A 26,698-nucleotide genomic window follows, 5' to 3' on the forward strand; every position below is an offset into this window, starting at 1 on the left:
ATGTTAGCGAAGGATTCTATTACCGTCGATTTCGGCAACGATGAGAGCGACTTTTACCTGCACCAAGTCGTGCGTTCCACGCCGTTCGAGCGAAATAATCACTATCACAGCACGTACGAGATATACTACTTGCTCTCGGGAAGACGGAATTATTTTATTAAAGATAGCGCTTATTCCGTAGCCGCCGGAGATTTGGTGTTCATCAACAAATACGATGTCCATAAAACGTCGGTCCTCGGCTCACCGCAGCACGAACGGATCGTTATGAATTTCAGCGACGCTTATCTCGGCTCCGACCATCCTCTTTTCCGGCCGGACCTGCTTCACGTCTTCCAACGCGAACACCATCTATATCGGCTAAAGCCGCAAGAGCAATGGTTCGTCGAAGAGCTGTTTCGTAAAATGGCGGAAGAGATCAAACGGCAAGAAGACGGATTTGAGCTGTCTGTCCGACTTCTGGTCACGCAATTATTGTTGTTCGCCGTAAGGATGAGAGACGCCGACGTTCCCGTCACCGACGACCCGCTTAGCCCCACTCACCGGAGAATAGCCGAGGTCGTTAAATTCATCAACTCTCGATATCAAGAAAAGCTGCCGTTGACGGAATTATCGGAACGGTTCGATATGAGTCCATCCTATTTAAGCCGTACATTCAAAAGAGTAACCGGCTTCTCCATCGTGGGTTATCACAACTTGACGCGCGTTCGCGAAGCGCAGTCCTTGCTTGCCCGTTCGAACGCCAAGATCACGGACATCTCGGAACGCGTCGGATTCGAGCAATTCGCGCACTTCAACCGAACCTTCAAGAAAATAACGGGAACGAATCCCACGCGATACCGCAACTTGAACGGCGAGCCTAGCTAACTTCATATGAACTTCAGATTCGGGGAATATAATGAACTCGGGGTGAAGATCGATGAACGAACGCATATTAATCATGGAAGACGACAAAGCGATCAAGCAGCTGCTCGAGCAGTTCTTATCCTCGCAAGGATATATCGTAACGACGGCAAACGACGGCCTTGAAGGCTTGGAGCTTTGGAACAAAGGCACGTACGATCTGGTCTTATCCGATATCATGATGCCCAATCTGAACGGGAACGACGTTCTGCGGATCATCCGGCAGCAATCCGACGTCCCCGTCATATTACTATCTGCGCTAAGCGAAGAGCATCATCAGATCGAGGGTTTCGACAACGGATCCGACGATTATTTGACTAAGCCTTTTTCCTACAAACTATTGATCAAGAGAGTCGAGGCCGTATTAAGGCGCGCCAAACCGGTTCAGTCGGGCGACGGGCTCGAATTCCATGAGCTGCGATTGGACGTTACCTCGTACAATGCCTACGTAGATAACGTCCCGGTCGAACTAACGACCAAAGAATTCGATATTCTGCATACGCTCGTCGAGAACGCGGGTAAAATCGTTACCCGGGAACAGCTACTGGACAAGCTCTGGGGGTACGATTATTTCGGCGATACCCGGATTATCGATACCCATCTGAAAAATATACGCAAAAAAACGAATATTCCTTACATTAAAACGGTAAAAGGAGTGGGATATAAACTTGAACGTTAAATCGATCATTTCCCGATTGCGGAATACGATTACTTTCAAAATGTTCGGTTTGACCGTCGCGATCCTGCTCGTATTCTCGATCAGCACCTATTTAATCATTTATACGCTTCTTCCTCATACGTATAAGAGCTATAAACAACAGCAGCTAGCAAACAATATCGATAGCTTCATCGTCAAGAGCGCTACACTGTCGGACGTCGAAGCCGAGGATGCATTGACGGAGCTGCGCCTGCAAACCAACATCTTCATAACGATTAAAGACAAAGACGAAAAATTGTTATACCCGGTGTTAGGGAATGTCCAACTAACGCCGGCCGTTGCAACCGCGATCTCTTTGAGCCCGACGCCCATCTTAACCCCCTCGCCGGGAACGACGGTGTCAACCGCCGCCGCCTCCGTCTCCGTTGCGAGCGTAAGCAGGGACTTGGTTTTCAAAGGCAAGGAGGCTTCCCTGATTGCCTATTTCACTCCTCAGCCTATCGACGAAGCCTCTAAAGTGCTGGCGTTGCTCGCTCCCTACGTCGCGGCTTTTATTCTCATCGCTTCCATCGGGGGCTCGTTCTTTTATTCCACGCTTATGACGAAGCCTATACGCAAAATCACGCTTTCCGCCGGCAAGATGGCCGAGCTTCAATTGGATACGCGAATTCCGGTGCATTCCTCGGACGAGATCGGCAAGCTCGCGAACAGCCTTAACGTTATGGCAGCCAACCTGCAAGGATCCATTCACGAGTTGAAAACGGCCAACGAGCAGCTTCTGAAGGAAATGGAACGAGAGAGACAGGTCGAAGCTCGCAGAAGAGAATTATTCGCCGCGGTTTCCCATGAACTGAAATCTCCGCTAACCGTCATGAAAGGCCAGTTGGAAGGCATGTTATATAAAATCGGGATCTATGCCGACAGAGAAACCTATCTGGATAAGACGCTGGAAGTAGCCAATGAAATGGAAACGTTGATTGCCGACATGCTGCGAGTCGCTAGCTCGGACGAACGTCAGTTGTCCGGAACTCAGGAAAATGTCTCCATTCGTTCGCTTATTCAAGGACTTATAGCTAAATACGAGGAGCTCGGCCAGCAACGAGATCTCTCTCTCATTTCATTAATTTCGGACGAAAGCGAAATACGGGTCCATCGCGAAATGCTGGAAAAGGCTTTAAACAATTTGATGCACAACGCCATTATGTATACGAATCCGGGAGAGAGCGTCCTCATCAGACAAGCCGTTCATGCCGACTATCTGACGATCGAGATCATCAATACGGGTGCGCATATCGACGAACGACAAATCGGCCGCGTCTTCGAGCCCTTTTATCGAATTGACAACTCCCGCAATCGCAATACCGGAGGCTCCGGGTTAGGCTTATATATTACGAAGCAGATTCTTCAGCAATTATCGATATCGATTCAAGCTAAGAACGCGAAGGAAGGCGTCGTGTTCTCCCTGCATTTCCTCCGCGACCCATTCCAATCCGCTTGCCGCCGATAACAATCCGCACGCAAAGCACATTTCGGCTCCACATTAGCTCCAGACGGGAGAGTTAATCTAGTAAATGTAAGACACATTCTACTAGAAGGAGTTCGATTCGAATGAAGAAAAAATTATTGTTGTTAGGTGCCGCTCTTGCCATTTCCGCCGTCTCCGCTCAAGCCGTTTTTGCCGCACAGGAGCCGACGTTGTCCATCACGAAATCCGATGCTTCCTTGCCGGATATTTCCAACGTCAAGATCGGGGAAGCGAAGGCGATCGGCAAAGTAAACCTCTCGGGAGTGGAGTTTGCGACGACAACCGATCCGGGAAAGGCTACCTTGGTAGCTTCGGGCGTTAAGCTTGACCTTTCCAAAGTTAAAATGTTAAAAGGCGAATTGAAAGCCGTCGGTAAAGTTTCCATCCCAAGCGGCGGACAAACCACGCAAGCAAGCGAATAAAGACGCATTCCACTCTATTCCAAGCAACCCGGGAGTTATCTCCGGGTTGCTTTTTTTATTGCAACCTTTCGAGTTCCGACGCCGTTTAAGGCTATGATCATACTAAAGGGGGCATACACCTTGAAACGCACATTGCAATCTCTAACGATCCTCTCGACCTTGCTCGCGGGAACTCTTGCGGCGACGGCGGCCAATGCCGCGGACGATTCTTCGATCTTTACCGGCGGCTCCGTGAAGTTCAAACCGGACAGCCCTTTCATAACGCTCGGAAACAAGCAAATCAAAGTGCCTACGGCGCCTTATTCGCAAAACGGAACCTTAATGGTTCCCGTACGGGAGCTTGCCGAAGGTTTGCATGTCGCATCTTCATGGAATAGCTCAAATCAGAGTCTTAAGCTTACCAAAGGCAATCAAAGCATTCTAATTAAGGGAAATCTTATAACCGCGGGTAATAAGACTTCGAAGCTCCCCCTCGCGATTAAAAATATCAAAGGCAAGGTGTTCGTTCCCTTAAGAGCGATAACGCAAGCCTTCGGCGCTAAACTAAGCTGGGATCCAAAGTCGAAATGGGCGACCGCGAAGTCTTCGGACGCTATCGGTCAATCGGTTGCGGTTCAATATTCGTTCGCTAACGATGCCGAGGGTTGGGCCGGAGGATTCGCCGATTTACCAGTCAAGCACGAGGATACGGACTTCAGACTCATCAATAAGTGGACAAAGCTGCCTACGATCGGCAATCAAACATCCAACGGAATTCTATTAAGCGGGATGAACCGCAGCGACGATCTCTTTATTTACACCGCGAAAAAGCTGACCGGTAAAGATGGCCTTAAACCGAATACGACTTATCGCGTGAAGCTAAGCTTTCAATTGGCTACCGATGAAGCGAACGATTCCATGGGAGTCGGCGGAGCTCCGGGCGCTTCCGTTTACGTGAAGGCCGGCGTGTTGAACTTCGAGCCGAAAGCTAACGAAGTCAATGAGTCGGAAGGAGTTCCCTTTTATCGGATGAACCTAGACAAAGGCAATCAATCGACGGACGGTAAGGACATGCATTTGGTTGGCGATGCGGCCAAGCCGGCCGGTTCGAAGGAAGGCTTCCAATTCAAAGAGATGCAATCGGATAGCGTCGTAAAGACCGGCGCGAACGGGGAAGCTTACTTGATTATCGGAACGGATTCCGGTTACGAGGGGCTCAGCACTCTGTATATCTCCAACGTCAAGGCCGTTTTTACTCCTCAATCCTAAAGTTAGTCAAGGGCTGTCCAGAGATGGACGGCCTTTTTCGTATTTAGCCGCCTACTCGAAAAACGGTTATTGACGATATCGGAATTGTCTCATAAACTTAGTTTAAACGTTTAAACTAGAAGGGATTGGGAGAAATGATAATGTACAATGAAGCACTGGAAGACGCGATCGCGAAGACGAAAAGGAACATCGGACGTTTCGGGAAGCGCTTCCCGCACGTCAGCAACGACGGCGTCTACGAACTTAACGACAACACCGATTGGACTAACGGCTTCTGGTCGGGGATGCTGTGGCTCTCCTATGAGCACACGAAGGACGAGGCCTTCCGGAACGCGGCGTTAGACACGGTCGAGAGCTTCCGCGACAGGCTCGACAACCGTCTCCACTTGGATCATCACGACATCGGCTTCCTCTATTCTCTCTCCTCCAAGGCAAAATGGATGATCGAACGAGACGAGCAAGCCAAGCGGATGACGATAGAAGCCGCCGACGTTCTAATGAAACGATGGAGAGCCGAAGGCCGATACCTACAAGCTTGGGGGGCGAAAGGCGATGCCGACAACGGCGGCCGAATCATTGTCGATTGCATGATGAATTTACCTTTGCTTTACTGGGCTTTCGAGAAAACCGGCAACGAAGAATACAAGAAGGTAGCCATACAACACGCGGACAAGAGCAGGCGTTTCCTTATTCGCGGCGACGATTCCTCCTATCATACTTTCTATTTCAACCCGGCGGACGGAGAAGCGATTCGCGGCGGCACGGCTCAAGGCTACATGGACGGCTCGACATGGACTCGCGGTCAGGCATGGGCCATTTACGGCTTCGCGCTCTCCTATCGTTATACAGGCAATCAGCTGTATCTGGAAACGGCGAAGCGGACGGCGGTTTATTTCATCGAGCATTTGCCCGAGGATCAGGTGGCTTACTGGGACTTCGATGCTCCCGTCACGGCGGAAACGAAAAGGGACAGTTCGGCTTCGGCTATCGTTGCATGCGGGTTATTGGAAATTATCGGACACTTGGAATCTTCCGACCCCCTGCTCGTTTATTTCCAAGACGCCGTGCATCGCACGATGCGATCTTTGATCGAACGTTATTCCACGATAGGGCAAGCGGATGCGCAAGGTTTGCTGGAGCACGGCTCTTACAGCGTTCGCGGCGGCGCTTCGCCTGATGACTTTATGATCTGGGGAGATTATTATTATATGGAAGCGCTAATGCGCCTTCAAAACGGACATAAAGGATATTGGTACGAGTGAAAAACCGCAATATTACGATTATCGACGTTGCCAGGGAAGCGCAAGTGTCCACGGCTACCGTCTCCAACGTACTGAATCGAAAATCGAATATCCCGATGGCGGAGGAAACGATTCGAAAAGTGGAGGAAGCGGCGAAAAATCTCGGCTACAGGCGCAACGTCCTTGCTGCCAGCCTGAGCAAGAAGCATTCCTATGAATTAGGGCTGCTTCTTCCGGGCTTCGCCGGCTATTTCGGATCGTTCGCGGAAGTGATGGAAAGTGCTGCCCACGATAGGGGCTACAGGCTAGCCGTGTACTCTACTGAGTCGGACCCGATGATCGAAAAACGGCATTTGGAAAGCTTGCTCGAGCGCAGGGTAGACGGTTTATTGTGCCATGGCTTGGCCATGTCGCATGACTCCACCAGAGCGATCGTATCCGATGGCACACCGCTGGTCCTATTCAACGCATGGGATTGGCCTGAGGATATCGCCATTGGAGCCGTTAACGTCGATTTTCGCCAAGCGTGCATCTACGGCGTACGTCATTTGCGCGAGCAAGGCTGCGAATGGGTCGGTTACATCGGTCCCTCACCGACCAACGCTACGGATATTCAGCGAAGGGGAGGGTTCATCGAAGGCACTCGGCTGCTGCGAATCGAGGAACAATCGGGTTGCTTCGTTATTCCGGCAGAATTCGACTATGGCACTTTAATCGATCAGCTTGTTGCTCTACATAACGGCGACCGCTATCCGATCGGGATTCTGGCTTTCGATGACGCGATGGCATATCGGTTCCTTATGAAAGCCATGGAGAAGGGATACCGCATTCCGGGACAATTCAAGGTCATGGGCATCAACAATAGCTATTACGCGAAGTTCAGCTATCCGGGACTAACGAGCGTGGATATTCCTTACGATCTCCAAGCGAACCTGGCATTGGACTGGCTGCTCAGCCCTTCGGCTCCGCCGCCTCCCTCGAAACCGTCTTCTCCAGACATTAAAGAACCGTACTCTATCGTAGGCACCACCGTAAATATCTATGCTCCGCTTATTATTCGAGGATCTACCGGTGCATAAAATTCACGAATGCTAAAGTCGCCAGTCTATCTAATATCTACACCAAATGTGCCTCTGCCGTCGATTTAAAGCGGCGTAGCCGCACTATTCCTGCAATATGTGCCTCCTCCGTCGATTTAAAGCGGCGAAGCCACTCTATTCCCGCCATATGTGCCTCCTCCGTCGATTTAAAGCGGCGTAGCCACTCTATTCCCGCCATATGTGCCTCCTCCGTCGATTTAAAGCGGCGTAGCCGCTCTATTCCCGCCGAATGTGCTCGGCGGCTTCGTATTGCTCCGGGTTGATCCCCGCCAGCGCCGCAATATAAATGATCGCGGAAAATCCGGCTTCCTGCCATTTATTCATCGAGATGAAGATGCTCCGGAAATATTCCGCAGGAAATGCGTACAACATAGTTGATGATTAGCGTACAATAATGGCCTTCGATAACTCCCTCCGTTTCCAACTTCATCGTAAGCTTACATCCTTCCTCGAATAGCCGTATCTTGATTTCCAACACTATCAAAGTCATGCGTACAAAATAACAAACCATTTCACAGATGAAGGAACAATCCTATTGCGGAAGACGGAAATTCTACTTAAAAGCAGAGTTGTAATCCAAACCGGCGTAGAAAATAGCCGTTTGGGCAGAATACTAGCACCTATGCGAAATTGACAAACGGGAGGTGCAAGCTTGATACAGTTCATAAACGTCTCGAAACGATACAACGACGGAACGTCCGCGCTTAACGATATCGACCTGGAAATCAAGGCGGGCGAGTTAGTCACCCTAATCGGTCCTAGCGGCTGCGGAAAAACGACGACGATGAAGATGATCAATCGACTGGTCGAACCGACTTCCGGTCAAATCTTGATCGAAGGCAAAGACATCTCCCGAATCAATCCGGTAGAGTTGCGCAGGAATATCGGCTACGTGATCCAGCACATCGGCTTGTTCCCCCACATGACGATAAAAGAGAACGTAGCCGTCGTGCCCAAATTAAAAGGCGTACATAGAAGCTCGTATGAACGAAGGATAGACGAACTGATGGAAATGGTGGGACTAAACCCCGATCAATATCGGGACCGATATCCCGCGGAATTAAGCGGAGGCCAGCAACAGAGAATCGGAGTCATTCGCGCGCTCGCGGCCGAACCCTCGATTATTCTCATGGACGAGCCCTTCAGCGCATTGGATCCGATCAGTCGCGAACAATTGCAGGACGAATTGATTCGTTTGCAGGAAGAAGTGAAAAAAACGATCGTTTTCGTTTCGCACGATATGGATGAAGCGCTGAAAATCGCCGACCGCATCGTTATTATGCAAAGCGGTGAAATCGTGCAAATGGACACTCCGGATCGCATTCTCCGCCGTCCGAAAAACGATTTCGTCCGCACCTTTATCGGAGGAAACAGATTGCACGAATCGGAGCAGCTGACGGTGGACGACGTCATGGTCGACAATCCGGTGACGGTTTCGTTGACGCGCGGTCTTGCTCACGGCGCGAAGCTGATGAAGCAATTCCGGGTAACCAGCTTGCTCGTTATCGATAAGAACCGCGTACTGAAAGGCATCGTAACCAAAGAATCGTTGGAGAAAGAGTTCCGGAACGAGGATTTGTCCCTACAGGACATCATGAAGCTGGATATTCCGATCGTCCAAACCGGAACCGGGATCGCCGCGGCCGTTGAACTGATGAGACAGCACGGTTTATATAGCTTGCCCGTGGTCCATCCTGACGGATCGTTAGCAGGACTTGTAACCAACTCCAGCCTAATCGATGCTTTGCTTAAGCAAATATAACGGGGGAGGTAACCATGAATCTCTGGGATTTGATTATAAGCCGGAAAGAAGATATTTATCGGGCGACGATAGAGCATATCCAGCTTTCTCTTATCGCATTGCTGATCGCGATCGTCATATCGATTCCAACGGGTCTATTGCTGACCAGATTCCCCAAGTTCGCCTCGCCGGTAATCGGTATAGCTTCCTTATTTCAGACCATACCCAGCTTAGCCTTGCTCGGGTTTATGATCCCGATTCTCGGTATAGGAAAGCTTCCCGCGATCGTCGCGCTAACCGTCTATGCCCTGCTCCCCATTCTCAGAAACACGTATACCGGTATCATGAACGTGGAGAAGCCGATTAAGGAAGCCGGGATCGGCATGGGCATGACGAGTATGCAGGTCATGTTAAAGGTAGAGCTTCCACTCGCTTTGAGCGTGATCATGGCGGGAATTCGCACGGCAACGGTCATGTTGATCGGCGTTGCCACTCTCGCTTCCCTCGTCGGTGCCGGAGGATTGGGCGATCTTATCTTCCGTGGGATCTCGACAGTCAACACCGAGCTCATATTAGCCGGCACCATTCCTTCGGCATTGTTAGCGTTGCTATTCGACTTTATTCTGGGACGAATGGAGAAGGCCGTTACGCCCAAAGGCATTCGGCCGAACGGCAAAAAAACTTCAAGGCTCGTTAAGAGACTGGAAATCGGGCTAGGCTCGATCATCGTGATCGCCGTAATTGCGGCGATTATCTTACAAAGCAACCCTTCGGGTTCCGATTCGGTCGTCGTCGGAGGAAAAAACTTTACCGAACAGGATATTTTGACGCATATGATCGCTTCTTTGATCGAATCGAAGACGGATCTGAGGGTCGTCCGAAAACCTTTTCTCGGAGGATCCGACATTACCCATAACGCCTTGATCAAAGGAGACCTCGATATTTACCCGGAATATACCGGAACGGGCTGGACATCCGTCTTAAAGCAGCAACCGCTAGGCGGCGATCCGGATATTACTTATCAAAAGGTGAAAGCAGCCTACGAGCAAAATTTTAATGTCACATGGCTCAACCCGATAGGGTTCAACAATACTTACACGTTTGCAATGAAGAGAGAACGCGCCGAGCAAGCAGGAATAGAAACTTTTACGGATCTGGCGAAGAAATCTCGGAAATATATCCTCGGTGCCACGCATGAGTTTTTGGAACGTCCCGATGGATATAAGGGAGTGCAACAGGCTTATGGGATAAAGTTTAAGGAAACGAAGGGACTGGATCCCGGACTGACTTATACCGCTGTAAAGGATGGAACGACGGACGTGAACGACGCTTATTCCACGGATGGTCGCATCAAAGCGTTTGATCTAAAGGTTCTCAAAGACGACAAGCAGTTTTTCCCACCCTACTTCGCCGTTCCCATCATTCGTATGGACACGCTGAAGGCCCATCCGGAATTAGAAGAAGTGCTTAATCTGTTGGCCGGGAAAATCGACGATAGCCAGATGTCTGCTTTAAACGGGAAGGTGGATCTCGAAGGACTGCAACCACGAGACGTTGCCGAACAGTGGCTTAAGGATGCAGGGCTAATCGAATAAACCGTCGCTGCTCGCTCCATGAATATCAGTAAAGCCCCCACCGCATATGCGTTGGGGGCTTGCGCGTTATTTGAAATCCTTCCAAGTATAGTCGTTGCTCAATATTCCGACATGGGTTTCCTTCGCGTACCAGTTCCCCTTGGCGGCTGCTTCCGGTTTGCGAAAACAAACCAAATTATTATGCAATCCAAATGCTTGGCATACGGACGGTCTCGCCGAATGAATGCCGCACTTATCGTTTATCGAATCGTAGAAAATGCAAGTGCCGAAATGTCGCTCCTGGTTCTCCAATTCCGAACGGCTTTTAGGTGACATCGATTTCAATTTCTTCTTTATACCCTTCAGCTCCTGCCCGGTGACCGGAACAGGTCCGCAACATAACCCCCTGCATCCTTTGCAAGGAAGACTTTCCATATCGAATCCTCCTTAACCGACTCGGCGATTAAAGTTATCGCAACGCATATTACCTTTATATCATTCCCGTAATTGAATTATCAACGAAAAAGATTAATATTATAACATAAAAATAATTATTTGTAAATGTATTTACTCTCCTGATTTACCATGTGAACATGTAAACATCCAAACTATCTTCTAACAATCGCAATCCAAAAGAAATCTCCTCATGGTTTAAATGGTAAATTAAAATATAATGATTTCTTATCTTGAGTTTGAAAGGAGTACAAATGAGTAAATCCAACGTTTCCGATGATTTTGCGATTGAAGCTGTAAATCTGGTCAAGAAATTCGGAGATCTTCGCGTCGTCGACGGAATCTCTCTGAAGGTTCCAAGAGGTTCGATTTATGGATTTCTAGGACCGAATGGCGCCGGTAAAACGACGACGATCAAAATGCTGGCGACTTTATTACGTCCGGACGAGGGTTCTGCGAGGGTGATGGGCTTCGATCTGACGAATGATGCCAATCATGTTAGGCAATGCATAAGTCTAACCGGCCAATTCGCATCGGTCGACGAGGATTTGTCGGGTTTAGAGAACCTGATCCTTATCGCCCGCCTAGTCGGCTTCTCTCGCAAAGGAGCCTTATCCCGCGCGAAAGATTTGTTGAAGGCATTCGATCTTGAGGATGCGGCGAAACGCCAAGTGAAAAAATACTCGGGCGGAATGCGGCGACGCATCGACATTGCTGCCAGCATCGTGACCTCGCCTGACCTGCTTTTTCTCGACGAGCCGACAACCGGCCTCGATCCCAGAAGCCGTAATCAGGTGTGGGATATCATACGGGCGCTCGTACGCAACGGAACGACGGTATTCTTAACGACTCAGTACCTCGAGGAAGCCGACCAATTAGCGGATCGAATCGGCGTCATCGACCACGGCAAATTGATTGCCGAAGGGACAAGTAAGGAATTGAAAGCATCGGTAGGCGCGGGAAGACTAACGGTTCACATGAATACGGTGGAGGATCTTGCAAAAGCGCGCCGGATCCTTCAAGAAATGACGGACGATCAAGTTGAAATCGATGAGAGATTGCTAAGACTTGTCGTCCATATCGCCAATCACATCGACGCCGCTACCGCCATCAGCCGGCTAGTAACGGAGAACTTGCAAATATCCGACTTCTCGATGGGGCAGCCAAGCTTGGATGAAGTGTTCTTAACTCTGACCGGTAAGACGACCGGTCAATCCGAATCGAACGAGGAGGTATCCAATGTCGACCAAGCAGGATGATTATCCCGATTTGCATAAAGTACTCATTCTGACGCAACGTCCCCGAAGACCCGGACCCCTTAGCGCTTCGTTAACGCTCGGTTGGCGTGCCTTATTGAAAATCAAGTACGTTCCGGAGCAATTATTCGACGTAACCGCATTCCCGGTAATCTTCTTGTTGATGTTTACTTACCTATTCGGCGGGGCAATTGCAGGATCTACCGGCGAATATTTGGACTTCGTTCTACCCGGGATTCTGGTCATGTCGGTTACGATGATTACCATGTATACGGGAATGGATCTAAACAAGGACATTCAGAAGGGAATCTTCGACCGTCTGCGAACGTTGCCTTTCTGGCGTCCGGCCGCATTAGTCGGCGCCCTGCTCGTAGACGCCGTACGTTACTTGCTCGCCTCGACTATCATGATTACTCTTGGTTATATTTTAGGCTTTAGACCCGGGAACGGATTCGGCGGCTTAGCACTTGGCGTACTCCTCTTATTAATATTCGCGTTCAGTCTATCTTGGATTTGGACCTTCTTAAGCCTCGTCGTACGCACGGAAAAAGCTTTAATGGGCATTAGCATGCTGATCTTATTCCCGCTTACCTTCTTAAGCAGCGTATTGGTTGACACGTCGACTATGCCGGAGTGGCTGCAGAGCATCGTCGATGTCAATCCCATCACGCTAGTCGTCGATGCCGTAAGGGGATGGGTTCATGGCACGGTGACGAATCAAGAGATTTACACCGTTCTAATCGTCTCGTTGGGAATTATTGTCGTATTCGCTCCTCTTACGATGTATAAGTACAGAAATAAAAACTAATAATTCAGCATAATAGCGAATTGATAAATGGACAACAAAACCGCGAGCATGAATGCTTAGCGGTTTTGTTGTCCACTTATCTTTATTTTGACAGATATCGCGAAGTTCTAATACCGGGTGAAGAAGTATAGGAAGAAGTAAACCGCTGCGATCAGAATCGCGATGGCGATATTCACCCATCCCAATACTCTCGCGATTGCCGCCTCCTTCTTCATCGCATCGGAGACGTAGATATTCCTATCTACGAGAAGGAGAATCAATCCCGACAGGAGGAACGCGACAACGGAATAAATTTCGAACTGTACATTGTGCACGGGAACTCCTCGCCCCTCTTCCGTATCCTCTTACTCGGTTAATCCTATTCTTCTGACCACCACTTTAACTGTCGTCGTAATCGGAAGTTCTCCGTACAAACGTTCCCAATCGCTTTCGCTTTTGACGTGTTCGTTCCAATAGGAGCGTTCGTGCGCCCGGATCAATTCCCCGAATCCGAAAATATCGGAATTAACCTTTTGCGTCCTGCGTATCAAATTTTCGAAGGCATCGTAGGAGGTATGCCTAAATTCCTCCTCTACCTTTTTCAGCTTGCTCTCGCTGTCGATCGTCGCCTCGCTCAAGACTTCATCGATCGACGTTTCCATTTTAATATTCAGGAATACATGAGGTTCCCCGTCGATCATTTTGATTTGCCTCTTCGTGTCACGTCTCAATACGTTCAAAATGACGACCCCGATATCCGGCACTTCGACCAACGGAGAGTAACCTCCGGGATTGTATCCCATGATTCCCATGAATACTCCGATCTCCAACGCGTTCGTATGGCCGACCATTTTACTGTCCTTGAAATAAGCCAAACCTTTCAAGAGTATGTTTTCCTTCTGACGGATCGATACGAAGGGCAAGTAGCCCTCCTGTCCAAGCTTCGATTCCGAGCTCCAGAATTCGCCGACGAAATCGGCCGGAAACTTGCCCATGTCGTTCGCTTTCTGTAACATCGCCAACAAATATAAAGCGGGAACGCGTTCTAACGGCGGTGCAACGTCCATGAACGGCGCGGCTTCCCTATCGGATATGAGTAGCCATGTCGACCGCCGCACTTGCGGATTTCGACGGAAATAATCGTTTACGTCACCCAATCCGCTCTTAGCGACCTCCTCGCTGACCACGATGACGCGAAGATGGATCAGCGTGCGCGGATCGGCGATTTGTTGTTGCAGCGTATTCAGCGCATCGTCGATCGTATAGCCGAATACCTTAACGACCCACACGGGCAAATTACTCGCACCTTCTCCGGCTCCGGAGGATTCTCCGGGGCCAAGAGGAACTCGGCCGGGAACCGCGATTTGCACCGTCAATCGGATCATTTTCCCCTGGAGAGATTTAATGGGTTTCACGTGCGTTACATGTTCATCTACTTGTTCCTCGGGCGAAGCCTTGTCGACCGCCATGGCTAGAATAAGCGCGCGGTCTTCGATCTCCAGCTTGTCCCAACAACCCGTTAACACAGAAACCATTGTCGGAACAAGAACGACAAAAACCAGAAATCCCTTAAGCGTTCGAAGCATCGGTTATTCTCCTATGACCCCGGAAGGTGCTGATCAAGAGTAACAACGCCGGGTAACCAATCGTTAATAGTAATCCGAAACGGTATATGGGGACTCCCGTCGACGTCAATATAAACACGTCCCGAGGCAATAACGAAACGATAAAGACGTAGGGGAGCAAAAAGGAAGAGATCAATCGATGATCCCTCAAGCCGAACGTCTCTTTGGACGCCGCTACCGAGAAATAGTAGGTGGAAAAAAGCGTCGTGAACACGGAAATAACCCAAACGATGATGAAAATCCCGTCCAATCTCTCTAAGGCTCCGTCCGGAATGGTGGCGGATCTAGCGGCTTCCAACGTAGGAAACTTCAGATGTTTCGTCTCTTCCGCGCCGAAAGTCGAGATCGAGGAGACGACGATCAGCAGGAAAATTATACCTGATATTCCTACGCCCCAGATCGTGGACGCGACGATTTTGTTCGGATTCCTCATGTAAGGAATAAGCAAGCACAATACGAAAGCGGACTGAAACAAGGCGGCTATGCTCATCGCGCCTTTCCAGAACCCATCGGGATGATTGCCGATAATCGGCATCAAGTTAACGGTATCGTAATTTTTAAGAGACGCGAAAAACATAACGAAGGATATCGCTACAATGGAAGGAAGATAAAAGGAATGCACGTAGCTGAATTTAATGACGGTGCACCGGCAGGAGATAACCGTTATCAGCAATAGGACCATAATCGTAAATTTGATCGGCGTTTCGGGCAGCAGCACCTCGATGACCACCTCTCCGAACTCCCTCAGGGACAGTCCGGTGCTTGTCGCGAAGAAGAGGATCAATAAAAGATTAAAGCACCGCGCGACTCGCTTGCCGATTAGTCGTCCCCCGAATTGCATAATGTTCTCTTTCGGATATCTTCTTACGAGAACCGCAAGGATCACCAACCCGGCAAATGCGATACCGACTGCCGCCAGCGTTACTAACGGCGCCCCGCTATCCGCCGCCTCGGCGGCTATTTTCGGAAAGGACAATACGCCTACTCCTATGATCGTGCTGATGACGACGGCAGTCGCTCTGATTGCGGTAACGGGATAAGCTCTAATCACGGTTCGTTTCCTCCTTATCCGAGAATTGCAACGGTCTCGCGCTATCCGGCTTGGCGTCATCGCTCGGAAGACGATTTCCATCATACGATTGGAGATAGCTTGGGCGCTTGTTCAACCACCATAACGGTCCGCGTATCAACGTATCCTTCATCGCCTCCCAATTGCCAGGCACGATGGGATACAAGTACGGAGCGCCGAAGGATTCGAGGAACAGTAAATGATTCGCGATTAAAATTAGGCCGACCATCACCCCGTACAGACCTAATATTCCCGCTAGAATGATTAGCGGAAACCTGAGCATGCGTAAGGAAATAGCTCCATTATAGGCAGGAGTGGCGAACGAGCCGATTGTCGTAACCGCGATGATGACGATCGTAATCGGACTAGCGAAGCCTGCGGATACCGCCGCCTGACCGACGACAAGAACGCCGACGACGGACAAGGCTCCGCCGATCAATTGCGGAAGGCGAATCGTTGCTTCGCGAAGTACTTCCATCGAGATCTCGATGATCAGCACCTCCAGTACGGCGGGGAACGGCACTCCCGCTCGTCCCCCGGCGACCGCCACGGCGAAGTCGGTCGGCAGAAGCTCCGGATTGTAAGAGATCACGGATACATATAGGGAAGGAAAAATGAGCGAGAAGATAAGCGCCATCAGACGAATGAGCCGAACGAACGATCCCATGAGAAACCGCTCCGTGTAATCGTCCACTGTTTGGTAAAATTGGCTGAACAGAGCCGGAACGATTAGCGCGAAAGGCGAACCGTCAACTAGGATCGCGACTCGGCCCTCCAGCAATGCAGCCGCCGTTTTATCGGGACGCTCCGTATTCTGAACTTGCGGGAACGGGGAGAGCGGGTGATCTTCGATAAATTGCTCGATATAACCCGAATCCAGAATCCCATCCGTATCGATCTTTGAAATCCGCCTCAAGGTTTCCTGGACGAGCTTCGGGTTCGCGACTCCCTCCAAATAACAAACGGCGACTTTGGACTTCGTCCTCGCGCCTATCGGACTGATCTTTACTCTCATGTCCGTCGTTCGCAGGCGACCCCGCAATAAATTCAAGTTCGTATCCAACAACTCGATGAAGCCTTCTCGCGGCCCCCGCAGCACTTGCTCGGTCTGCGGCTGTTCGATGGCTCGCTTCTCCACTTTGCGACATCCGACGACCAGCGCTTCTTCGTTACCGTCGATGACAAGGACGACTTTGCCTATCATGATGCCTTCGAGAATCAATCCTAACTCGTTCGTTTTTACGGCGAGCGCTACGTTTAAATAATTGTTCATGACATCGTTGAGTTTCAAATAGTCTTCCGTACCCTGATCGCGCGCATTATTATCGGAAAACATAAGCGGCTTCAAAATCTGTTCGTTTATCCGTTCGAGATCCGCCATAGTGGAAAGAAATACGACGGCTGCGTCGTAACGGCCGAAAACCCTGAATTCGCGAACTTCAAAGTCGTCGTTTTCTCCAAGTATGGTTCGTAGATGGGATATCGTAACGGGCAAACGGATATCGATTAGTTCATCTCTGTAATGATCCAAAATCCGATCCGGTATCGGGACGGAGGTTCTTTGCTTATAGGATTTATATTTATGTAACCAATTTCGCAAATCATATCCCCCTTTCGAAACACGACGACAACACAATTTCCATTGTTGCTAGTTTTACCCATCGGCTCAAATGTTATGTGAAGAACCGTATTTCGTCCGAGCGTATTCAAAGGCATTTACGATTTCATCGTTAGCTCCTAAGCAACAAGCCTCCAATCGCTTAACGCTCTCTTAAGGTCGAAAAAGGATATCTCTTAGGTCAATGTTGACCTAAGAGATATCCTTTTTCTTGGCGCTACTTTACCGACGGAAATCGAACAGCCGTAGAGTATTGCTCTGCATAATTCATATTATTACTTGTAAATTCCCCTCCGAAGCTCAGTCCTACTTAATTGATTATCAAAAACATATAGGCAGTTAGGCTCCCCCTCAAATAGCAAAGCTTGATTCGCATAACGCAGCAAGGTTTGGTCCTTAGAAAAGGTTTGGATTCTGGCTTCAACCAGAATGCCATTCTCCCAGCTGATATCCACTTCCAAATTTCCTTTAGCGCGCAAACCTGAAACCTTCCCCGTAGGCCATTTTTTGGGAAGCGCCGGAAGCAGATGAATTTCTCCGGCATGACTCTGAAGCAGCATTTCCGCCATAGCCGCCATACCGCCGAAATTACCGTCCACGACAAAAATATTATTTTCTGCTCCAGCTATTCCCGGCTTAGAATAGGTTAATAAATTGTCAAAGCTCAGTTGTCCGATCAAATGGGATAAATGCCCGTAAGCTCTTTCTCCGTCATGCAATCTGGCGAAGTTGACTGAAAAAGCGGCTGCCGTAAATTCCACATCCTCCAGATCTTCGCGGCTCCTGCGGTTTTCCAAGGTTCTCCTTGCCGCCGCGCTTAATTCCGCACTTCCCGCCGGCGTGATTTGGTTGCTGGGATATAAGCTATAGAGATGCGAGAGATGACGATGATCGGGCACGGCCTCCTCATAATCTTCAAGCCATTCCTGCAACTGACCGTTTGTCCCTATCCGCAGAGGGGGTAATAAAGTCAAAGCATGCTTCAGCTTATCCTGCAGTTCGAAATCCACCTGAAGCAGTCCGGCTGATTTCAAACAAAAAGAAAAGAGGTCACGCACCAATACCTGGTCAAGCGTCGCCCCCATTGATAAGTGATGGGCACTCTCCTTATAACCATCCGCGTAAAAGCTATTTTCCGGCGAATTTGATGGACCCGTCACCAGCCAGCCGTATTTAGGATGTTGAATCATATAATCCAGGAAGAATGCCGCCGCTCCCTTTAGAATTGGATAAGCTTTGTCTTCGAGAAAATTCCGATCCCTGCCGAATTCATAATGTTCGCGAAGCTGAGTTGCAAGCCATAAGCCGCCCGTAACATGCAGCCCCCATGTATATTGCCAGCCTGGGGCCGTGAACAACCAGGCATTGGTGAATACATGGGCTACCCAGCCCTTGCAGCCATAAAAGTCTTGTGCCGTTGATTGGCCGGCGATGGACAAACGATCGATAAAATCAATCAATGGCAGCTGACTTTCCGACAAATTGCTTACTTCCGCAGGATAATAATTCATCTCCGTATTGATATCCAGATGGTAGTCGCAGCTCCATTCCATGAGGTTGGCTTCCCCATCATTCCAAATACCTTGCAGGTGCATGGGCAGAGGTGAATCTGCCCTTGAGCCAGCAATCATTAAATAGCGGCCATACTGAAAAAACAACGCAAACAATTGAGGATCGGCGTCCGGCTCGATCAAGAAAAGCCGTTTTCTTTCATCTATTGGAAGTTCGGCACGACTCGAATGTCCCAAATCGATATCCACTCGCCCGAACAAGCGGCGGTAATCCGCAATATGAGCTTCTTTAAGTTTGGAAAAGCCTTTAGCTGCAGCTTGATCTATTTGCCGCTCTGCTTCCTTGTCCCATTGCTCGTTGTCTTGCTCATAATCGGTGTTAACGGCAAAGTAAATAAAGGCTTCATCCGCATTCTCCACTACAATTTTATTGGATTCGTAGTTTATGGCTCCGCCGCTTGCGAATACCTTGACCACGCCTTTACAAAACACCCCGCACTCCCCGTCGCTGTGAATGGTTTCGGTTGCTTTCCCTTCAAAAGCAATCGTCCCCATATTCGTAAGCGAGCTGGCAAAGCTCGGCGTACTTCCCGAGATTCCAAGCGAGAATGATATTCCGCCCTTATGCTCGCTCCATAAGCGCGACGCTACAACCGAATCCACATGAGTCGCCAGCACCTCCCGTGAGACTGCCATTCCGTTTACATTATACGTTTTGCGTACAAGAGCATGGTCCAGATCGAGTTCACGTACGAAGTCCTCACCCTGATGCTCAAATTGCAGCAAAATATCGCATATATGCAGGTTAGTTCCGAAGTTGCCTTTTTCCGGTTGGAAGAGCTGGCTGGCCAGCTCTTCTCCCTGCTTATAGTTCCCCGCAAAAAAGGGCTGCCTTATCCGATCCAGATCGGCCCTGCCTTTGGAAGCACTGGGGGTTCTTTCCGCTTGTCCCGACCAATAAGTCAATTCCGTCATACGCCAGGTTTCATTTGCAATTCCACCATATACCACAGCCCCCAATCTTCCATTCCCCAGAGGCAGTCCTTGTTGCCAATTCACTGCAGGGCTGGAATACCAAAGCTTCCAATTCTTCATGCTATATCTACCATCCTTCTGTTTGACTTAGGAGGCTCAATTAAATACCTTAAGCGCGTCCAGAAGCATATACGTGCCCGAGGTTTTCACGCCTTTGATCGTGTGGGTTCCGCTAGTCGGCCAAGAGATGCTGTATACGACCTGTTGCGCCAATCTGCTGACGTTGTAGGTACTTATCGTTTCCTTAAACACGCCGTCCACGTAAATATCGATATTCCCTTGAGCGGCTTCTTTCTCCGAGATTACGTCTACGCCTTTTCCCGTAAACGTATATTCGAAATAGTCTGAGTTGGTTGTCGTATATTTCACATCGTCGCTATAGTCCCCAAGACCTCTACCGGAGCTGGTAAGCCAGCTGCCGCCGTAGGTTATGCCGCTCGCATCGTTGTTCAGCTTCTGCAGACCTTTATAAACCTTGAAGGAATCGATATTCCCATAGGAATTGGTTTTATTGACAATCTTGATCGTGTGGCTTCCGTTGGATAACCCGCTAATACTGTATACGACTTGCTTCAGCAATCTCGAAGCATTGTTCAGGTTTACGTTTTGCTTAAACACATTGTCTATATAAACATCGACATTGCCCATATCCCAATTCTTCTCGCTCAGGTAATCAATTCCCGTACCTGTGAACGTATATTGCGCAACGGCTCCGATCACATTGGAGAAATGGCCATCGTTATTATAATCGCCAAGGTCCCTGTCATTACTGTAAAACCAATTGCTATCATAGCTCATGGAAGAATGATCATCATTCACGGTGATAGCGTCACTGCCGTTCCCTACGGAAAAGCGAATTCTGAAATAGCGTTGTCCCCCGCCGGTCGGATAGAAATCTCTCGGATAGAAGATATAGAAATCATTACCTACGGTCGAATTGTCATCGGACGTACCCGTGGAAAGACTCATAAAAGTCGAATAAGCCGGACGGAAGTTCGTTCCGCTCTGCGCGGCGTCAATGACCGTTTCCTCGCCCCAGTTAATCCCATCCGTAGAGGAATACATCAGCAGCCGGCTTCCGCCCTCGTCATTTACCGTAATCAGGTATTTGCCCAAGCCGGGAACATAGGCGGCATCCGAATGAAAATCCCGCAGATTATGACCTGCGAAATAGTCCAACCCCGTGTTGGAAATAGTCCCCCCAGGTATAATATTGGAGCCCGTCCCTCCCATGCCCGCTTCCGTCCATGTACCCGCATTATACTTATAGAACGGTGTCGTTGTATTGCTGTCGATAGCTGTTTTAATTGCGGCTAAAGAGGCTTTGGCAACGCTCATTCGTTTCTCGGTACCCGTCTGCTCGTTGTAATAAATATACAGATCGCTGCCGATTACCAGATAGGGAACACCGGCAACATTACCGGCGGCTGAATTGACTCCGTTGGAAACAGGCTCCTTATAATTGACATTCGGACTCAACACATCGCCCAAGTATCGCCAATTCAAGCCATTGTCCGTTGATTTAGCCAAGCCCAGATAGAAGCAGTCATTCGCCGAATTCGACCAGTATCTTTCCCTGTGGACAAGCCCCAGCAATGTGCCGTCCGCATATTTATAGACGCCGGAAATCCATGTCAATCCGTCCCATCCGGTGTGGTCGATATTCACGTTGCCGACGAAATTCTGGAAAGGGTTGCTTAACGGCCCGTAGTACAGCTTAAAGGCATCCCATTTCCCATTCAGGACATACAAGTTATTCGCATCCTTCTTCCATGTCCCTAATGTAGCATCGATATACGGATTAGTCGTATCATTCTGATTGGTTACTCTGTTGATGTACTCGGGACCGTCAAAGCTAAGGCCGGCTACCGCTGCGCTTGCGGGTTTACCTAACAGCAGTACAGACATCAAGATAACGGCTGCGATAAATAAGATCAGGCTCCATACTGAAAGTTCCTTTTTCTGACTATCCATGGTCGTTGGCATAATCACACGCTCCCTATCGAATAGTAAGCTTCTCCTGCTTCACCCTTTAATGGCACCGGCCGTCATTCCGGAAATAATATATTTCTGTCCCAGCAAATACACGATTAGAGTAGGAAGCGCAATCATCGTCGCCCCGGCAAACAACAAATCATGTCTGGAATAATAGGCGCCGATAAACTGATACAACAACAGAATAACTCCCCATTTGCTAGACTCCGTAACGAAGTACAAAGGAAATACGAAATCATTCCAGCAGCCGACAAAGTTGATTACCATTGCTGTCGCAGTAACAGGCTTTAATAACGGAAACAGGATGGAGATATACCTGCGCAGCGGGCCTGCTCCGTCTATGACGCCTGCTTCATCCAAATCCGTAGGCAAATTTCGGATAAAGCTGTTGTACAAAAAGATCGTGAACGGTATGAAGCTTGCCGCATATAGCAGGATAATTCCGTAATAAGAGTTAATCAGATGCAGCGTCTTCATGAGCTTGAATGTCGTTACCATATTCATCGGCGCAATCATGCCGACTAGAAATAAATTAAAGATCATCCCGTTTATCCGGGTGTTCCTTCTCACCAGAATATAAGAGGCCATGGATGACAATACGGCACAGACGACAATTGATGAAATGCTGAAGATGGCGCTATTCATGAAAGCTCTGGGAACATTGGCTTTCTTCAGCACCTCCACGTAGTTGTTAAAATGAAATACAGCGGGTAGCTTGGCCGTCATCATCTGCACTTCTGTCGCCGACTTCAATGAATTTACGATCACAAAGTACAATGGAATGAGGATCAGCAAGGTAGAACACCAAAGCGCGATTTCAACGACGAGGCGGGATTTGGTTCTGCTGCCGCTCATGATACATCCACCTCGAATTTCTTAAATACATAATTAACTCCGAAATAAGCAAGCGTAACGAACAGGAACAGGATCAAGCCCATAGCGGTTGAGTAGCCGTACGCTCCTTTTGAAAATTCATTCAGAACCGTGACATTGAGCACTTCCGTCGACCGTACGGGTCCGCCGTTAGATATCACATAAATCAGATCAAACACCTTAAGTCCGCTGATCATGCCGAATAACGTATTAAGAACGATCGCTTGGTACAAGTAAGGCAGCGTAACATAAAACAGCTTCTGGAATGAGCCTGCCCCATCGATTTCAGTTGCCTCGTATATTTCCTTGGGCACCATCTGCAGCGCAGCCAGAAAGATCGCCATCGCAAACCCCGACGCTCTCCAAACCTCAACGGTAGCGACAGACCAAATGGCTATCTGCGGCTCCGCAATCCAAGCATGCGTCCAAGAGCTTAAACCGACTAGCTTTAATAGGCCATTCAAGATTCCATCCGGGCTATATATTTCCGAGAACATGATCCCTGTCAACACAACGGAAATCGTAATCGGCATAAAGAATATCGCTCTTAATATATTTTTGGTGCGGATGCCTTCATTCAGCAGTAAGGCGAGGAGCAAGCCAATTATAATTTTCAGAACCGTCGTATAGATGGCGAACACGGCTGTGTTCCTGAAAACGCCGCCATTCCCTGAGGCACTGCTGAATATCTCGCGAAAATTATCGAAGCCAATAAACTTGACGACGCTGCCGACCGCATTCCAGTTGGTAAAGGCGTAATAGAAGCTGGCTAGATTGGGAATCAAGAACAGTACGAAATATAAGAGCAATGCGGGCAGCAATAGATACTGGGGAAACATTCTCTTCGTGAGTTTACTTACGCGCATGGTTATCATCCTTTGAAATAATAAATGCGCACTGCAAACCCATCAACATCCATGCATCTGCAATGCGCATTATTCTATTTATTGAATTGCGACCTTATTGAGCTTGAGCGGTAAAGATTTTTTTGCGGTCGTTATCGATCGCTTCAAGCACTTGCTTAGGCGTTTTTTTACCTGCTAGAAGCTCTTGCACGTAATTGCCTACAGCCGTACTGTCCCAGAATTGAATACCGGTTTCCATTGTCGTATTCACCGTTCCATCTGAGTTGGCACGCAAGGATTTTTCAAGATCGGCCTGAATCGCAGGAAGAGCTTTGAAGGCCGGATTTAATCCGGAAGCGGCATAATATTTGTCCAGTACGTCAGGTCTGCTGATGTAGCTTAAATATTGCTTGGCTGCATCAATGTGTTTGCTATTCTTATTAATGACCCGAATAATTGTTCCATCGTAAACGGCAAGCGACCTATTATCCGCCAGAGGGGTAGGGAACTCTCCGAATTTGGCGAAATCGAATTCAGGGTACTGCGCTTTAGACTGCACATCCATATTGGATGGAACCATAAACATGGCATACTTGCCGGATTGCATCGTCGGAATCCCTTTGTCCCATGTATTGGAGAACGCGTCTTTTCCGAAATAGCCGTTATCGTAAAGGGTCTTATACTGCGTCAAAAAGGTTTCGAATTCCGGCACATCCGCATAGCTGGCCGTGTTCTGGTTCAGCTTGTCCATTAAGCCCGCATTGTTCTTCTCTCCGATCGGCCCCATTAAAGCGAACCAAATGCCAGAGTGCCAGCTGTCCTTCAACGGTTCATAGATGGGTGTTACGCCGCTGGCTTTGATCTTCTCGGATACGGCAACCAGATCATCAAATGTCTTCGGCACTTCTAGTCCCAGGCTGCTGAATATATCTTTGTTGTACATAATGCCCCAGCCGGCATTTTCGCCTTCCGGATTCCAACCTATGAATTTACCATTAAAGGTTCCGTTTCTTTTCGCAGCATCCGTCAGAGTGGAAACCCAAGGCTCGTTGGATAAATCGAGAAAATTGGTGTCGGGCAAGAACTGCGCCGCGTTCGCTTCAGGCCAGATCAAGGAAATGTCCGCTCCCTCGCCTGCGGCAAGCTTTGCCTTGAGCACGCCTGCATATTGGTCAGCCGGCGCGATTTGTACATCTACCTTAATGCCGGTTTCTTTGGTGAAATCGGCGATAATTTCTTGATCTATCGGACGAATCCAAGTATCTCCGCTTGCCGCGGTCAAAGAAATCGTCACATCCTGCTTGGGAATCTCGGTTGCGGATGGAGACGCTGATTCAGTTGGAGACGCTGATGCGGATGCTGTGGATGCCGACTGACTCGATTCAGCCGCACCTTTGTTATTGTTGCTGCCGCACCCTGCCAATAATCCCGTAAATATCGTTAGAGCAATAGCTGTACTTAGAATAGACAGACCTTTCTTGTTACGCACGCAAAACCCTCCCTCTGATTTTCAAACCCTGTTGCCGCAAGCTTTGTTATAACTCCTCCGGATGAGTTCCAACAAATAAAGCGCTTGCAACATTAGTATACAAACGCGTGATAGGAGGGTAAATGTAGAAAAAAAAAGCGGCGTGTGTAAATTTTTAACCGCTTCCTCACTGGTTATATGGGGTCCGTCCGATACTCGGTAGGCGTCTTCCCGACATTGCTCTTAAATACCTTGCTGAAATAATGCGGATCGAAATAACCGATCATTTCCGCGATTATTCTCAGATCAAGCTCTTTATGCTCGACGATGAGCCGTTTGGCTTCCTCCATCCGCAGGCTGGTCAAATATTTCAGAGGCGTTTCATTTTTATGCTTTTTGAATATTTTCGTAAGGTAGGCCGAAGTGAAATTAAATTTGTGGGCAAGCTCCTCGAAGCTGATGTCCTCCGCATAATGATCCTGAAGGTATTGCTCGATTTTGTCGGAAAGCTCAGCCGTCTCCTCGATTATGTTCTTGGGGATTAAAGTACGCTCCAAGAGGCTCCACACCTTAGTACATAACGTCGCATAGTCAACGGATAAAGAAATCGAATCCAGGATTTGAGCTTCAATATCATCCCATTCGTCTTTTCCGATCAGAATTTTGCTTCTCCTAAATAGATCAATAAGATCCCCGAAAGTCTTCTCAATCTGCCGCTGAGAATATCCTGCCGTTTCCCATGATTCAAATAATTTGAATAGGGCAGGCCTCAACAGTTCTGTGTTGTCTGTTTCCAGCAAAGAACTGATTCTGTTATAGGCGCTTGGTGAAACCCCTCCAGATGAATCTTCCCTCTTGCTCTTGATCTCGCTAGAGCTAAAATGGATGCTGGATTTCCCAAGCAGCATATTCCTTTCCAGCCGGCTTCTAAGCTCCTGGGCCACCTTCCACAATTCATGATTGGGAGTGATTTCAGCGTGAACGCTAATGTTAACAGCATAGGGTGCAACTGCTGCAAGAAGCGAAGCTTGAAGCCATTCTGCCGTGCTCTGAATATCGCTTATTTCATTATTCTCGGCCGCGGACAAGATTAGGAATTTCTGGTTAGACAGCTTCTCGTCGATCAGCCACCAGCTTTGCGATTTAGACGGGAGTTGCTCTATCGTCTGCTCCCAGTCTATCTGCCCCCACAAATCGGCAAAAAAATAGGCGCGGTTGATCGATGTCACATGATTGCATAGGTTGCCCAAGCAAATCAGAACGATTTGATAACGGGCATCGTTGGTCAAAGTCGCCAATTCTCTAACTTGATTCTGACCTAACAATTCCGAAGAAATGATATTTCTTTCAATCAGATCGTTCTTTGGGTAAACCACGTTGCGAACCCGATTAAGAGCATCCAGCAGCATTGCAGTATCCAAGGGCTTAAGCAAGTAATCCATAACTCCGAATCTCATAGCCTGACGCGCATATTCGAATTCGTCATATCCGCTTAATACAATAACAGGCATTTCCGGGAAGAGCAGCCTTACCTGGCTTATCAGCTCTATCCCGTCCATAATCGGCATTTTAATATCCGTTATAATGGCGTCAGGCTTATGCGCCTTAATTAGGGCTAGCCCATTTTTCCCGTTATAAGCTTTAGCCACGACCGTGAATTCGGCTTGGCTTCCTTTTATTTTTTTAATGATATTTTCCAGAATAACGGGCTCGTCTTCGATGACGATAATTTTCAAGCTCTTTACTAGCTTCAT

22 protein-coding genes are annotated in these 26,698 nt (G+C 48.7%); 11 read left to right on the forward strand and 11 right to left on the reverse strand.

The genetic code is table 11. From position 1 onward, the window contains the following. The 9 genes from DFP95_RS11900 (at position 1) to DFP95_RS29620 (ending at position 10,430) form a co-directional block, all read left to right on the forward strand. Positions 1-864, forward strand: a complete 864-nt coding sequence (locus DFP95_RS11900) for a helix-turn-helix domain-containing protein (RefSeq protein ID WP_115992833.1) — start codon at positions 1-3, stop codon at positions 862-864. A gap of 52 nt (positions 865-916) precedes the next feature. Further along, positions 917-1,579 carry a response regulator transcription factor gene (locus DFP95_RS11905; protein ID WP_115992834.1) on the forward strand — a complete coding sequence of 221 codons (663 nt, stop codon included), beginning with the start codon at positions 917-919 and terminating at the stop codon, positions 1,577-1,579. Next, the gene (locus tag DFP95_RS11910) at positions 1,569-3,065 is read left to right on the forward strand and encodes a sensor histidine kinase (RefSeq protein ID WP_115992835.1); all 1,497 of its coding nucleotides are present in this window, start codon (positions 1,569-1,571) and stop codon (positions 3,063-3,065) included. The genes DFP95_RS11905 and DFP95_RS11910 overlap by 11 nt, the downstream gene beginning before the upstream one ends. Before the next feature lie 101 nt (positions 3,066-3,166). After that, positions 3,167-3,505 (forward strand): hypothetical protein, encoded by a 339-nt coding sequence (locus tag DFP95_RS11915; protein WP_115992836.1) that lies wholly within the window; start codon positions 3,167-3,169, stop codon positions 3,503-3,505. A gap of 120 nt (positions 3,506-3,625) precedes the next feature. Beyond that, the gene (locus DFP95_RS11920; RefSeq protein ID WP_181907369.1) at positions 3,626-4,753 is read left to right on the forward strand and encodes a copper amine oxidase N-terminal domain-containing protein; all 1,128 of its coding nucleotides are present in this window, start codon (positions 3,626-3,628) and stop codon (positions 4,751-4,753) included. A 140-nt stretch (positions 4,754-4,893) separates the two neighbouring features. Further along, positions 4,894-6,015: a glycoside hydrolase family 88 protein gene (locus DFP95_RS11925; protein ID WP_181907370.1), complete on the forward strand. Its 1,122-nt coding sequence runs from the start codon at positions 4,894-4,896 to the stop codon at positions 6,013-6,015. Beyond that, positions 6,012-7,073 carry a LacI family DNA-binding transcriptional regulator gene (locus tag DFP95_RS11930; RefSeq protein WP_147304160.1) on the forward strand — a complete coding sequence of 354 codons (1,062 nt, stop codon included), beginning with the start codon at positions 6,012-6,014 and terminating at the stop codon, positions 7,071-7,073. Before DFP95_RS11925 ends, DFP95_RS11930 begins: the two co-directional genes overlap by 4 nt. A gap of 673 nt (positions 7,074-7,746) precedes the next feature. Then, positions 7,747-8,856, forward strand: a complete 1,110-nt coding sequence (locus DFP95_RS11935; protein ID WP_115992840.1) for an ABC transporter ATP-binding protein — start codon at positions 7,747-7,749, stop codon at positions 8,854-8,856. 14 nt (positions 8,857-8,870) lie between these two features. Next, on the forward strand, positions 8,871-10,430 hold the full coding sequence (locus DFP95_RS29620; protein ID WP_115992841.1) for a glycine betaine ABC transporter substrate-binding protein: 1,560 nt from the start codon (positions 8,871-8,873) through the stop codon (positions 10,428-10,430). Between the two features lie 66 nt (positions 10,431-10,496). On the opposite strand, the gene DFP95_RS11945 is transcribed toward DFP95_RS29620, so the two are convergent. Continuing rightward, on the reverse strand, positions 10,497-10,844 hold the full coding sequence (locus tag DFP95_RS11945; protein ID WP_115992842.1) for a YkgJ family cysteine cluster protein: 348 nt from the start codon (positions 10,842-10,844) through the stop codon (positions 10,497-10,499). 272 nt (positions 10,845-11,116) lie between these two features. Here DFP95_RS11945 and DFP95_RS11950 point away from each other — a divergent pair, with 272 nt between their 5' ends. Both DFP95_RS11950 and DFP95_RS11955 read left to right on the forward strand, forming a co-directional pair. Beyond that, on the forward strand, positions 11,117-12,121 hold the full coding sequence (locus DFP95_RS11950) for an ATP-binding cassette domain-containing protein (RefSeq protein WP_115992843.1): 1,005 nt from the start codon (positions 11,117-11,119) through the stop codon (positions 12,119-12,121). Beyond that, on the forward strand, positions 12,102-12,926 hold the full coding sequence (locus DFP95_RS11955) for an ABC transporter permease (protein ID WP_115992844.1): 825 nt from the start codon (positions 12,102-12,104) through the stop codon (positions 12,924-12,926). The genes DFP95_RS11950 and DFP95_RS11955 overlap by 20 nt, the downstream gene beginning before the upstream one ends. A 107-nt stretch (positions 12,927-13,033) precedes the next feature. Here the strand turns inward: DFP95_RS11955 and DFP95_RS11960 are convergent, their stop codons facing one another. The 10 genes from DFP95_RS11960 to DFP95_RS12005 form a co-directional block, all read right to left on the reverse strand. Beyond that, positions 13,034-13,240 (reverse strand): CLC_0170 family protein, encoded by a 207-nt coding sequence (locus DFP95_RS11960; RefSeq protein WP_115992845.1) that lies wholly within the window; start codon positions 13,238-13,240, stop codon positions 13,034-13,036. 30 nt (positions 13,241-13,270) lie between these two features. Further along, complete coding sequence (locus DFP95_RS11965) at positions 13,271-14,491, reverse strand: Ger(x)C family spore germination protein (RefSeq protein ID WP_115992846.1); 1,221 nt, start codon at positions 14,489-14,491, stop codon at positions 13,271-13,273. Then, positions 14,475-15,581 carry a GerAB/ArcD/ProY family transporter gene (locus DFP95_RS11970; RefSeq protein ID WP_181907371.1) on the reverse strand — a complete coding sequence of 369 codons (1,107 nt, stop codon included), beginning with the start codon at positions 15,579-15,581 and terminating at the stop codon, positions 14,475-14,477. The genes DFP95_RS11965 and DFP95_RS11970 overlap by 17 nt, the downstream gene beginning before the upstream one ends. Continuing rightward, positions 15,574-17,199: a spore germination protein gene (locus DFP95_RS11975; RefSeq protein ID WP_115992848.1), complete on the reverse strand. Its 1,626-nt coding sequence runs from the start codon at positions 17,197-17,199 to the stop codon at positions 15,574-15,576. The genes DFP95_RS11970 and DFP95_RS11975 overlap by 8 nt, the downstream gene beginning before the upstream one ends. A 293-nt stretch (positions 17,200-17,492) precedes the next feature. Then, positions 17,493-19,823 carry a glycoside hydrolase family 95 protein gene (locus tag DFP95_RS11980; RefSeq protein WP_115992849.1) on the reverse strand — a complete coding sequence of 777 codons (2,331 nt, stop codon included), beginning with the start codon at positions 19,821-19,823 and terminating at the stop codon, positions 17,493-17,495. Between the two features lie 36 nt (positions 19,824-19,859). Then, positions 19,860-21,749, reverse strand: coding sequence for a hypothetical protein (locus DFP95_RS11985; RefSeq protein WP_115992850.1), 1,890 nt, complete (start codon positions 21,747-21,749; stop codon positions 19,860-19,862). Between the two features lie 39 nt (positions 21,750-21,788). Continuing rightward, on the reverse strand, positions 21,789-22,613 hold the full coding sequence (locus DFP95_RS11990; protein ID WP_115992851.1) for a carbohydrate ABC transporter permease: 825 nt from the start codon (positions 22,611-22,613) through the stop codon (positions 21,789-21,791). Next, positions 22,610-23,497: a carbohydrate ABC transporter permease gene (locus tag DFP95_RS11995; RefSeq protein WP_245987574.1), complete on the reverse strand. Its 888-nt coding sequence runs from the start codon at positions 23,495-23,497 to the stop codon at positions 22,610-22,612. Before DFP95_RS11995 ends, DFP95_RS11990 begins: the two co-directional genes overlap by 4 nt. A 94-nt stretch (positions 23,498-23,591) precedes the next feature. Then, positions 23,592-24,965: an ABC transporter substrate-binding protein gene (locus tag DFP95_RS12000; RefSeq protein ID WP_115992852.1), complete on the reverse strand. Its 1,374-nt coding sequence runs from the start codon at positions 24,963-24,965 to the stop codon at positions 23,592-23,594. Between the two features lie 173 nt (positions 24,966-25,138). Continuing rightward, positions 25,139-26,698, reverse strand: coding sequence for a response regulator transcription factor (locus tag DFP95_RS12005; RefSeq protein WP_115992853.1), 1,560 nt, complete (start codon positions 26,696-26,698; stop codon positions 25,139-25,141).

It is taken from the genome of Cohnella lupini (assembly GCF_003386205.1).
Lineage (GTDB): Bacteria > Bacillota > Bacilli > Paenibacillales > Paenibacillaceae > Cohnella > Cohnella lupini.

What these genes read in the sequence shown, in the direction of transcription:
- DFP95_RS11900 (WP_115992833.1), top strand. Translation starts at nt 1, where the DNA reads ATGTTAGCGAAGGATTCTATTACCGTCGATTTCGGCAACGATGAGAGC.
- DFP95_RS11905 (WP_115992834.1), top strand. Translation starts at nt 917, where the DNA reads ATGAACGAACGCATATTAATCATGGAAGACGACAAAGCGATCAAGCAG.
- DFP95_RS11915 (WP_115992836.1), top strand. Translation starts at nt 3,167, where the DNA reads ATGAAGAAAAAATTATTGTTGTTAGGTGCCGCTCTTGCCATTTCCGCC.
- DFP95_RS11925 (WP_181907370.1), top strand. Translation starts at nt 4,894, where the DNA reads ATGTACAATGAAGCACTGGAAGACGCGATCGCGAAGACGAAAAGGAAC.
- DFP95_RS29620 (WP_115992841.1), top strand. Translation starts at nt 8,871, where the DNA reads ATGAATCTCTGGGATTTGATTATAAGCCGGAAAGAAGATATTTATCGG.
- DFP95_RS11945 (WP_115992842.1), bottom strand. Translation starts at nt 10,844, where the DNA reads ATGGAAAGTCTTCCTTGCAAAGGATGCAGGGGGTTATGTTGCGGACCT.
- DFP95_RS11950 (WP_115992843.1), top strand. Translation starts at nt 11,117, where the DNA reads ATGAGTAAATCCAACGTTTCCGATGATTTTGCGATTGAAGCTGTAAAT.
- DFP95_RS11955 (WP_115992844.1), top strand. Translation starts at nt 12,102, where the DNA reads ATGTCGACCAAGCAGGATGATTATCCCGATTTGCATAAAGTACTCATT.
- DFP95_RS11965 (WP_115992846.1), bottom strand. Translation starts at nt 14,491, where the DNA reads ATGCTTCGAACGCTTAAGGGATTTCTGGTTTTTGTCGTTCTTGTTCCG.
- DFP95_RS11980 (WP_115992849.1), bottom strand. Translation starts at nt 19,823, where the DNA reads ATGAAGAATTGGAAGCTTTGGTATTCCAGCCCTGCAGTGAATTGGCAA.
- DFP95_RS11985 (WP_115992850.1), bottom strand. Translation starts at nt 21,749, where the DNA reads ATGCCAACGACCATGGATAGTCAGAAAAAGGAACTTTCAGTATGGAGC.
- DFP95_RS11990 (WP_115992851.1), bottom strand. Translation starts at nt 22,613, where the DNA reads ATGAGCGGCAGCAGAACCAAATCCCGCCTCGTCGTTGAAATCGCGCTT.
- DFP95_RS11995 (WP_245987574.1), bottom strand. Translation starts at nt 23,497, where the DNA reads ATGCGCGTAAGTAAACTCACGAAGAGAATGTTTCCCCAGTATCTATTG.
- DFP95_RS12005 (WP_115992853.1), bottom strand. Translation starts at nt 26,698, where the DNA reads ATGAAGCTAGTAAAGAGCTTGAAAATTATCGTCATCGAAGACGAGCCC.